Below are 9,380 nucleotides of genomic sequence, written 5' to 3' on the forward strand. Positions count from 1 at the left end.
AAGATATCATAAACCTTACTGAAAAGCAGTTGCAGGAAAACCTTACCCAAGAACACCTGCAGTTGATGCTTGCATTAGGCACTTCGATTCGGTTTGAGCGGCTTCCGCTTAAGCTTGTGCCGCTGTTTATCAAGAACAAGTTTACTCAGCAGATCTACAAACGCTTTGGCAGCGCTACCACCATCAATCTATCTAACATGGGCAAGGTTCAGCTTCCTAAGTCTATGGAACCCTACATTGATAAATTTGAATTGGTTTCTTACCCGAAAGAAAAAACTCCCATCAACTGTGCCATGGGAACTGTTTATGATCAGCTTAACATCACTTTTGTCCGCAATATTAGGGAAGCTGGTATCATCGACAGCTTCTGCCAGCTCTTGACCGAGTACAGCAGCTTAAACCTAGAAGTATACACAAATAATTGGGGAGCAGACACCAGTAAAAACACTTTCTATCCTGATTATGGCAAGATCCAAGGTCGCCAACGACATAAAAGCAAATCTATTCTCAAAGACTTTTTCAGTGAATGGGAAGCCAAAATCCATATTTGAAAAGACCGGAACCCCGGTCTTTTTAACTATAACCTTGACCCAAAATCCTCCATAGCTGCCTTGACTTCATCAACAGCTTCGGGCTTGACTAGATCCAAAATCTTTGGCACGATTTCCTTTTTGGCCTGGATTCATGGATCTCGCTCCTTTCATCATTCGCTAGTTTCTCCATACATACAGTTTTTACCCAATTTTGCCCAATAGGCCGTCTGATTTTCAGTTTAAAGAAAAATAAAAAAAGACTGCAACCCTTGTTGCAGTCGATATTTTAAAATGGCGCGCCCGTCAGGATTCGAACCTGAGACCTTCTGATTCGTAGTCAGACACTCTATCCAGCTGAGCTACGGGCGCGTGTTATATCTAATGGCGGAAGGGGAGGGATTTGAACCCTCGGAGGGCTGTAATCACCCTCAACCGCTTAGCAGGCGGTCCTTTTCGGCCTCTCAAGCACCCTTCCCTTTTAAACTCATTTTCGCTGACAAATCCTAGTTTAACACAAAAAACAGAGGTTGTCAACTGCGAAATCTTAAACAAACTTCCTTCAAAGCATCTGTTACTAGTTTACCATAAAAGTAACCGCCAAAACAACCCCTAACCGTGAAAAACATTATTGACGGGGAAACAACTCCTCGATCTGTTCCATTATCTCTGGACTTAAGCTAACTTCACTAGCATTCGCATTCTCTAAGATTTGCTCCGGCCGGCTTGCCCCGACTAAAGCGCTTACGATGCTGGGCTTATGGAGCACCCAGCCTAAAGCCAGCTGCGCTGTTGTAATCTTGATGCTCTGGGCTATCTCAGTAAGCTTGTCTACCCGGTTAAGCACATCTTGCGTAAGATAACCTTTGATTCCGCGGTTAATCTCCTCGTTAGCAGCGCGGCTGTCCCCCGGAATTACCTCTCCGCGGTACTTACCCGTTAATACTCCCTGCTGCAGAGGTGAGAATACTACCTGTCCAATACCATATTTTTGACTCACCGGAACAATCTCTTTTTCGATCCCGCGGTTCAATAAACTGTAGCGGGGCTGGTTGACAACAATCCGATCAAGCAGTTTGCGGTCAGCTGCAGCAATAGCTTCCTCAATCTGGGCTGCAGTCCATTCGCTGACCCCAGCATAGAGGATCTTGCCCTGCCGAATCAAATCATCAATTGCCCGCAGTGTTTCTTCTACCGGAGTCTCAGGATCATAGCGGTGGCAGTAGAAAATATCTACATAGTCCAACTGCATCCGTTTCAGACTGCCGTGCAGCTGCTCCATAATGTGTTTGCGGGACAAACCCCGATCATTAGGTCCATCACCCATGGGGAAGAAAGCCTTTGTAGTGATTACATAAGACTCCCGCGGATAAGAGCGAAGCGCGCTGGCCATCACTCGCTCTCCCTCACCCTGCTCATAAACATTGGCTGAGTCAAAAAAGTTAATTCCTACATCATAAGCTTGTTTGATTGTTCTTTCTGCAACGTTCGATTCTACACTTTTACCATACGTCAACCAACTGCCCAAACTGATCACACTGACTTTAAGACCACTGCGGCCTAAGCGCCGGTATTTCATGGTAAAGTCCTCCTTATAAGACATTGCAGTGCAGTTTTTACTTAACCAATTTCAAGGTGAACTTAATGCTGCTTCCTTCACCAAACTCACTTTCAGCCCAGATCTTCCCCTCATGGCGATCGATTATATGCTTGACAATCGACAGACCCAATCCGGTGCCGCCCTGCTGGCGCGAACGGCCTTTATCAACACGATAAAACCGTTCAAAAATACGATCCAAATGGTCACTGGGGATGCCAAAACCGGTGTCATTCACACTAATGCAGGCCGTTCCACCTTCAACAACCCCATCTACCCAGACACGGCCGCCTTCTTTATTGTACTTAATCGCATTATCAACCAGATTGACACTGACCTGCCGTAAAAGCTTAGGATCACCCAGCACAATAAGATCTTCCAGCTTATTCTCAACAATGATGTCTTTTTGCACGGCTTTGCTGCTCAAAACAGTGATTGTATCCTCAAAGATTTCTCTGATGTTTACTTCTTCGAAAATCAGCTTTTGCCTTCTGCTTTCTATTTTAGTCAAATCAAGGAGGTCATTGATGAGAGTAATCATGCGATCGGTTTCGCCGTTGACTATTGTCAGAAAGCGCTCTACTAAAGCGGCGTCATCGGTTTTGCCGTTGAGTATGGTTTCAACAAAACCTTTGATACTGGTTAAAGGTGTCCGCAGCTCGTGAGAAACGTTGGCCACAAACTCTCGGCGCATAGCTTCTAACCGCCGCAGCTCAGTAACATCTCGGAGCACAATCACTGCCCCGATCGTCTCATCATTTTCATCCTCCAAGCGACTGCTGGTAACCGCAATCATGCGCCGGCTGGATGGATACAGCTTAATCTCGGTCTCGATCGATTTCCCGGTCGCCAGGGTATCAGCAACCACTTCAACCAGCTGGTAGCTTTGAATTACCTCGATCAAATCTTTACCGATTAAACCTTCCTCATCCTCCTGGATCATTTCCGCCATGCTGCGGTTAGCCAGGATTACCTTGTAGTTCAAATCAACTGCTAACACGCCTTCCCCCATACTGGTGAGAATCGCATTAAGTTTATTCTCCCGGTCGTGAACAGCTTGAAACATCTCTTCCAAGGTTTGGGAAAGCTCGTTGAAAGCGCGGCTTAGCTGTCCAATCTCATCCGTACTCCTAACCAAAACTCGGCGGCTGAACTCTCCAACCTGAAGCTGCCGTGTAACATCAAGCATTTCTTCTAAGGGACCGGTTATATTGCGGTTGATATAGTACGTTACTGCAAAGGCCAACAGTCCCATAAATGCCGTCAATGTTAAGGCTACCTTCGATAAAAAATTCAGCGGCTCAGTAATTTCTTCAGTTGTAGTTGCTACTCTCACAACTCCCCAGGAACGGGGCAGAGCAACATAGAGGACTTCTTGATCAGAATACTCGCTAGCTCTTCTGGCAGTGCCCACTTCACCCGTCAATGCCTGCTGAAATTCCGGTGTGTCATAGACATTCATCCGGTGGCTGGCGGGGTAAAGTGAGTCGGCAAAAATATTGCCTTCAAAATCTATTACCGAGATTCTGCGGTTAATTCTGCTGCCTAACTGCGTAATATCATCGTTCAATCGTGATTGTGTTGAATTATCCAGCCAGTAACCAACCAGTTCTGCATCGGAAATCAAGTCAACAAATAGATTATTAACTAAAGTATTTGATGCAAACAGCATAACAAAAAACGTGGTAACCCCCATACTCAGCAAGGTTACCACTAATACTAGACCGGTTAGTTTAAGGAGCAGTGGTTTCTGCAACCTAATTCCCCCTCAATTTATAACCGACACCGTGAATGGTCTCGATCCGTTCTTCTCCTTCCGGACCTAGTTTTCTGCGCAGATGACGGATATGAACATCAACAGTACGTGTTTCGCCCTCGTATTCATAGCCCCAAACTTTCTGCAGCAAAAATTCTCTGGTCAAGACTTTTCCTGCGTTCTGCATAAAGATATGCAGCAGATCAAACTCTTTACGAGTTAATTCTACTGGCTCGCCCTTAACCAATACTTCCCGTGTTCCAACCTTCATGAAAATGGATCCAACGGTAAACTCATCGATTTCCTCATCATCTTGGCCGCTGGAACGGCGGAGAACAGCTTTGATGCGAGCAACCAGTTCAAGCGGACTAAAGGGTTTAGTAATATAATCGTCTGCACCCAACTCTAATCCCAGCACTCGCTCCAGCTCTGTTTCCTTAGCGGTCAGCATGATGATTGGAGTGTTGCTGGTTTTTCTGATTGCTTTACATACATCATAACCGTCTTTGCCCGGGAGCATTAAGTCCAGCACGATCAAATCCGGTTTATTGGCTTCAAACATTTCTAGAGCCGCAATTCCGTTGTCTGCTATTTCAACTTCAAATCCAGCTTGTTCCAGGTTAAACTTAATAAGTTCCTGAATAGGGACTTCGTCGTCGACAACCAAAATACGTTGTTTCATAATATCACCCCTTAGTATATTATCCAATTAATATGCAACCCCATCGAGTCCTAAATCTGCTGTTTCGTTAGCAATTCTGATAATCAACTTATGAGGTAAGCACACAATTGTTTGACCAACAGTTTTAATCCATCCAAAATGCACACAGATTTGATCGGGGCAATCGGCTTCCACCACGCTTACACTTCCATCAGCAAATTCAAGGACATTGTACCCATACTCTGTTTCGACTCGATAGGTTTCTAAATCTGTTTCGAGATTAAACTTTTCGACAATTTCTCCATCAATCTCTAATATAGCCAAATTCCCAGTTATTTCATCTCGAAAAAAATTGTTATAAAACGTAAAAAACCCTATAATCATCAATACGACGAATATGAGCAGATCTCCTTTTCTAATTCTCATATTATTGCCCCTTTATAAAAAAACCCTTTCTTAAGTACCGCACTTAAAGAAAAGGGCTTTATCGCAGTTTAGGTTCTGGCGGAGGGGGTGGGATTCGAACCCACGGAGGGCGTGAACCCTCGACGGTTTTCAAGACCGCTCCATTCGTCCGCTCTGGCACCCCTCCACACAAAGCCTATTATACCGTAAAATTAACCATTTAACAAGTTTATTTTCAGCTAATTTTTGCTAAACCCTGCATGTATGGCCGCAGCACTTCAGGAATAATGATTGAACCATCTTCCTGCTGATAATTTTCAATAACAGCTGCTAAGCAGCGTCCGATTGCAACCCCTGAGCCATTTAGTGTATGCACAAATTCTGGTTTGGCTCCCCTTTCCGGACGGTAGCGGATATTTGCTCTCCGCGCCTGGAAGGCCTCGAAGTTGCTGCAGGAAGATATTTCAACATACTTACCGTAGCTCGGCATCCAAACTTCAAGATCCAGTTTCTTCGCTGCGGTAAATCCTAAATCCGCAGTGCACATCTGGGTTACCCGATAAGGCAGTCCGAGCCGCTGCAGAATAGTTTCTGCATCAGCAACAAGTTTTTCGTGCTCTTCATAAGAGTTTTCTGGCTTAACGAATTTTACCAGTTCAACTTTATTAAACTGATGCACCCGGATCACACCGCGGGTGTCACGCCCATATGCACCTGCTTCTGACCGGAAGCATGCTGAATATGCTACATGGTATATCGGTAACTGATCCCCATCTAAGATTTCATCCCGGTAAAGATTTGTAACCGGTACTTCAGCGGTTGGGATTAGATAATAATCTAAGTTTTCGAGTTTGAACATGTCCTCGCCAAACTTTGGCAGCTGGCCGGTGCCGATGGCGCTGTCTTTGTTGGCAATAAACGGTGGGAACACCTCGGAATATCCATGCTCAGCAGTGTGGACATCAAGCATAAAGTTAACCAAGGCGCGCTCCAATCTTGCACCTAAGCCTTTAAGGAAATAAAACCGAGTCCCGGTCACTTTAGCACCGCGATCAAAATCGAGAATATCCAGGTCAACGCCTAAGTCCCAGTGAGGCTTCGGCTCAAACTCAAACGCAGTGGGTTCTCCCCAGCGGCGGATTTCTTTGTTATCTTCTTCGCTCTGACCCACATGCACCGACTCATGGGGAATATTAGGAATGCGGAGCTGACGATCACGCAGCTGTTCCTCAATAACGCGCAGCTGGTCATCGTAGTCCTTAATTGTCTGAGAGACTACTTTCATTTCTTCAATCAGCGCAGATGCATCCTGCTTTTCCCGCTTTAATTGAGCTACCTGCTCAGAAACTTTATTGCGCTTGGCTTTCAACTGCTCCACTTCGGTGAGGAGAGAGCGTCTCTGATCATCTAACTCAAGCAGCTCATCAAGAGGAGCTTCTTCGCCTCTATTCTTCAGCATTTCTCTAATCAGCTCGGGGTTTTCTCTAATCAAGCGTAAGTCTAACATGCAAACCCTCCTTAAATAGTAGTATTGCTCGCAATAAATAAAAAATCTCATCCCAGTATTTAATACCCAGGGACGAGATCATACCCGCGTTGCCACCCTAATTGATCAGCTAAACCGCTGATCCACTCATACAGCGCTAACGGGCTTACCCGAAGAAGTTACACTTAGCGTTTCCTTCCCAGCTCATAGGGGTGGACCTTGGTATAAGCTGACCAATTCACACCAACCATTGGCTCTCTGCACAGCTCATCTTACCAATTTTGTCCCTATATCGCTTTTCCATATCTTAACACATTATATATTATTTTCTGCCTAAAAGCAAGCCTCAAAGCTGTGCCCTGCCGCGGTTAAGCGGATACCCCAAGTCCCTGAACCGCATCGTTGTATCAGATCCAGCATCCACCCTTGAGATAAGCCACAAACCAAGTCCGCGTCCGGCAAAGGATAATAAGAATAAGAACTTAATCCCGATTGCTTCAGCTAAAAATCCTCCTGCTAAAGTACCTACTGCTGCAGCTATACCCATCAGCGAATTATAAACACCCACATACATTGAGCGGCTTTCATCCGGGGTGATTTCTAACAGCAGGTTGAATGATGCTAAGTTAAAGCCGCCCCACACAAAACCATTCCAAAAATTGATCAGAATACCGGACAGGGCTGTAGGAGCAATAAACCACCAAAACGGTACTAATGCTGCACCAATACCGGCTTTAACCATAATGTTTTTTTGGCCGAACACATCGGATAACTGGCCCCAATACCGCTGGCACAATATCGTTGCTATTGTGCTGGCTGCCTGGACATAAGCCCAGTACTGAGCTGTTCCCTGCAAGTCCTGGATGAAGTATACCGACACCAACGGACTGACCAAGTTTACACCCATTCCCCAAATAAACGCCGCAAAACAGTAATAGGAGAACGCCCGGTTGTTTTTAATTAGATTGATAGTCGCTTTAGGACTTAAGCTGCGCTTTTTCTTACCAGCACTGGCAGCTGTCCTGCCAGCCAGCGGTTCAACACGGATCTGCAAAAATGATATCAGGGAAAAGATCCCCATAACACAGGCCAGCGAAAACAAAACTTGATAATTTCCCGGATAACTGAGAGCCAGGATTCTGCTGGCGGCAATCATTGCTAGCAGACCAGTACTGGCGGTGATAATATTGCGGTTAGCATAATAGCGGCCCCGCACGCTTTTGGGTACAATCTCAGCCTGAATTGCCGTCCAAGCCGGAACTCCCAGGTTAGCCGCGGCAACTCGAAATGTAGCCAGGATAATCACTGCGGGAACTGCGTATTCCGGAGCAACCAAAAAAGGAATGAAAACAATCAAAACCCAAGTGATACGGTTGATCAGAGCACCGATCGCAATCGGGATTTTACGGTTTTTTACCCTTTCGGCCAAAACCCCGTAGGGTATCTGAAGGATGTTGCCAAGAAACGATGGAAACGCATTCAGCATCCCGATTTGCGATGGTGAAGCTCCTAAAGAAAGTGCAAATAAACCAAGAAAAGGGTTGGTTAAGTTATCACTAACAGAGGCGAAAGCGCCATCCAAAGTATTCATTTTGAGATTGCGCTTTGCCTTCGAATCTACCACAGGGATAGGCATACATAGATTACCCCTTTAGCACTCTTATTTTAGATCAAATCTGGATAGAGCGGGAACCGTGCGCTGATCGTTTTTACCCTTTCCTTAAGTTCAGTATAATCCTTAGTATCGGAATTGAGGGTATCGCTGATCACAGCAGCAATTTCATCCATTTCTTGCTCTTTCAAGCCCCGTGTAGTCAGTGCCGGCGTACCTAGGCGGATTCCGCTGGTAACAAACGGACTTTCGGTTTCAAATGGTATTGTATTCTTGTTCACGGTAATTCCTATATCATCGAGCAGTTGTTCAGCATCTTTTCCGGTAAATCCTCTTGCTTTGACATTAACTAAAATCAAGTGGTTGTCAGTACCGCCGGAAACCAGAACAAAGCCGCGCTTATTTAAGCCTTGTGCCAGCGCTTCTGCATTCTTGACTACCTGCTCCTGATAAGATTTAAATTCCTCGCTCAATGCCTCTTTTAAAGCTACTGCTTTAGCTGCAATTATATGCATCAATGGTCCGCCCTGAACTCCCGGGAACACCGCCTTATCAATCGCTCTGCCCAAATCTTTGTTCGCGAGGATCATGCCTCCCCGCGGCCCTCTCAGAGTTTTGTGGGTAGTAGTAGTTACCACATGGGCATAAGGAATCGGACTGGGATGGACTCCAGCAGCTACTAAACCGGCGATATGGGCCATGTCCACCATTAAGTAGGCTCCTACTTCATCAGCAATTTCTCTCAGCAGCTTAAAATCAATAATCCGGGGATAGGCGGAAGCCCCTGCTACAATCAGCTTCGGTTGATGTTTCACAGCCAAATCCCGAACCTGATCATAATCCAAACGTTCTGTTTCCCGGTCAACTCCGTAATGCACAAAATTAAACCAGGCTCCGGACATATTCACGCGGCTGCCGTGAGTCAGATGCCCACCATGGCTTAAATCCATTCCTAAAACTGTGTCTTCTGGTTTTAACAGCGCAAAATACACGGCCTGATTAGCCTGTGCTCCCGAATGGGGCTGCACATTGACATGGTCTGCGCCGAACAATTGCTTAGCCCGCGCAATTGCTAATTCTTCTGCCACATCCACATGCTCGCATCCGCCATAATAACGTCTACCTGGGTACCCTTCCGCATATTTATTAGTTAATGGGCTGCCCATAGCTTCCAATACTGCTCGACTGACAAAGTTCTCGGATGCAATCATTTCCAGTTTTTCCGCTTGACGTTTAGTCTCAAGCCGCGTAACTTCAAAAATTTCCGGATCAACTAACTGCAGATTCTGATACACACTCTTACCCCTCTCATTCATTAACCTCATTAAATAAG

General features: G+C 45.7%; 8 protein-coding genes, 3 tRNA genes and 1 other annotated feature. Of the genes, 1 reads left to right on the plus strand and 10 read right to left on the minus strand.

All coding sequences use genetic code 11. The features are described 5' to 3' along the window. Positions 1-65: 65 nt before the first annotated feature. Positions 66-551: a hypothetical protein gene (locus GX019_10755; protein ID HHT37642.1), complete on the plus strand. Its 486-nt coding sequence runs from the start codon at positions 66-68 to the stop codon at positions 549-551. 274 nt (positions 552-825) lie between these two features. Here the strand turns inward: GX019_10755 and GX019_10760 are convergent. The 10 genes from GX019_10760 to GX019_10805 all read right to left on the minus strand — a co-directional run bounded on the left by GX019_10760 (position 826) and on the right by GX019_10805 (position 9,363). Further along, positions 826-902: transfer RNA gene (locus GX019_10760), tRNA-Arg, on the minus strand. Positions 903-915: 13 nt separating this feature from the next. Next, positions 916-1,008 (minus strand) — tRNA-Ser (locus tag GX019_10765). A gap of 150 nt (positions 1,009-1,158) precedes the next feature. Then, on the minus strand, positions 1,159-2,109 hold the full coding sequence (locus GX019_10770; GenBank protein ID HHT37643.1) for an aldo/keto reductase: 951 nt from the start codon (positions 2,107-2,109) through the stop codon (positions 1,159-1,161). Positions 2,110-2,146: 37 nt separating this feature from the next. Next, a complete protein-coding gene (locus tag GX019_10775) occupies positions 2,147-3,883 on the minus strand; it encodes a cell wall metabolism sensor histidine kinase WalK (GenBank protein ID HHT37644.1) in 1,737 nt (578 codons plus the stop codon). A gap of 1 nt (position 3,884) precedes the next feature. Then, complete coding sequence (locus GX019_10780; GenBank protein ID HHT37645.1) at positions 3,885-4,565, minus strand: response regulator transcription factor; 681 nt, start codon at positions 4,563-4,565, stop codon at positions 3,885-3,887. A 27-nt stretch (positions 4,566-4,592) separates the two neighbouring features. Further along, positions 4,593-4,970, minus strand: a complete 378-nt coding sequence (locus GX019_10785; GenBank protein ID HHT37646.1) for a NusG domain II-containing protein — start codon at positions 4,968-4,970, stop codon at positions 4,593-4,595. A 76-nt stretch (positions 4,971-5,046) separates the two neighbouring features. Next, positions 5,047-5,136, minus strand: a tRNA-Ser gene (locus tag GX019_10790). Between the two features lie 48 nt (positions 5,137-5,184). Then, a complete protein-coding gene (serS, locus tag GX019_10795; GenBank protein HHT37647.1) occupies positions 5,185-6,456 on the minus strand; it encodes a serine--tRNA ligase in 1,272 nt (423 codons plus the stop codon). A gap of 65 nt (positions 6,457-6,521) precedes the next feature. Further along, positions 6,522-6,737, minus strand: a binding site (T-box leader). Between the two features lie 44 nt (positions 6,738-6,781). Beyond that, a complete protein-coding gene (locus GX019_10800) occupies positions 6,782-8,059 on the minus strand; it encodes an MFS transporter (GenBank protein ID HHT37648.1) in 1,278 nt (425 codons plus the stop codon). Between the two features lie 41 nt (positions 8,060-8,100). Then, complete coding sequence (locus GX019_10805; GenBank protein HHT37649.1) at positions 8,101-9,363, minus strand: serine hydroxymethyltransferase; 1,263 nt, start codon at positions 9,361-9,363, stop codon at positions 8,101-8,103. Positions 9,364-9,380 lie beyond the last annotated feature (17 nt).

The organism is Bacillota bacterium (genome assembly GCA_012837335.1).
In the GTDB taxonomy this organism is placed as follows: Bacteria; Bacillota; Limnochordia; order Darwinibacteriales; family DTU012; genus DTU012.

Excerpts from the sequence above, each read along its gene's own strand:
- GX019_10755 (HHT37642.1), top strand. The coding sequence starts at position 66 with ATGCTTGCATTAGGCACTTCGATTCGGTTTGAGCGGCTTCCGCTTAAG.
- GX019_10785 (HHT37646.1), bottom strand. The coding sequence starts at position 4,970 with ATGAGAATTAGAAAAGGAGATCTGCTCATATTCGTCGTATTGATGATT.
- serS (HHT37647.1), bottom strand. The coding sequence starts at position 6,456 with ATGTTAGACTTACGCTTGATTAGAGAAAACCCCGAGCTGATTAGAGAA.
- GX019_10805 (HHT37649.1), bottom strand. The coding sequence starts at position 9,363 with ATGAATGAGAGGGGTAAGAGTGTGTATCAGAATCTGCAGTTAGTTGAT.
- GX019_10780 (HHT37645.1), bottom strand. The coding sequence starts at position 4,565 with ATGAAACAACGTATTTTGGTTGTCGACGACGAAGTCCCTATTCAGGAA.
- GX019_10770 (HHT37643.1), bottom strand. The coding sequence starts at position 2,109 with ATGAAATACCGGCGCTTAGGCCGCAGTGGTCTTAAAGTCAGTGTGATC.